1 rRNA gene is annotated in these 652 nt (G+C 51.8%); it reads right to left on the reverse strand.

Annotated elements, in window-relative coordinates:
• A 23S ribosomal RNA gene (locus AAFM92_16885) occupies window positions 1-652 on the reverse strand; the annotation flags it as partial.

Below are 652 nucleotides of genomic sequence, written 5' to 3' on the forward strand. Positions count from 1 at the left end.
AAACAGTCGCCTGGATCTCTTCACTGCGGCCAGCTCTCGCTGGCACCCCTTCTCCCGAAGTTACGGGGCCATTTTGCCGAGTTCCTTAGAGAGAGTTATCTCGCGCCCCTGGGTATACTCAACCTTCCTACCTGTGTCGGTTTAGGGTACGGGCAATTGTAAATTAACGTGGTTAGAGCTTTTCTTGGAAGCTGGACATCAGTGTCTTCCTCACCGTAGTGAGTCCTACTCGCACCTCAGCTCAGAACGTTTTCGCCGTCTATCAACACCTTAGTACTTGAACCGCTAACCATCATGCGGCACACTTAGCCTTCTCCGTCCCTCTGCACAATTCATAATCGGTACAGGAATATTAACCTGTTGGCCATCGACTACGCCTTTCGGCCTCGCCTTAGGTCCCGACTAACCCTCCGCGGACGAGCCTTCCGGAGGAATCCTTAGGATTTCGGGGCATGGGATTCTCACCCATGTTTTCGCTACTCAAGCCGACATTCTCACTTCTGCTTCGTCCACATCTGCTCTCGCTAATGCTTCTCACTACAACAGAACGCTCCTCTACCACTTGTATAAATACAAGTCCACAGCTTCGGCGGGATACTTAGTCCCGTTCATTTTCGGCGCAGGAACGCTTGACCAGTGAGCTATTACGCAC

The sequence above is a fragment of the Pseudomonadota bacterium genome, assembly GCA_038533575.1.
GTDB lineage: Bacteria > Pseudomonadota > Alphaproteobacteria > Rhodobacterales > Rhodobacteraceae > Shimia_B.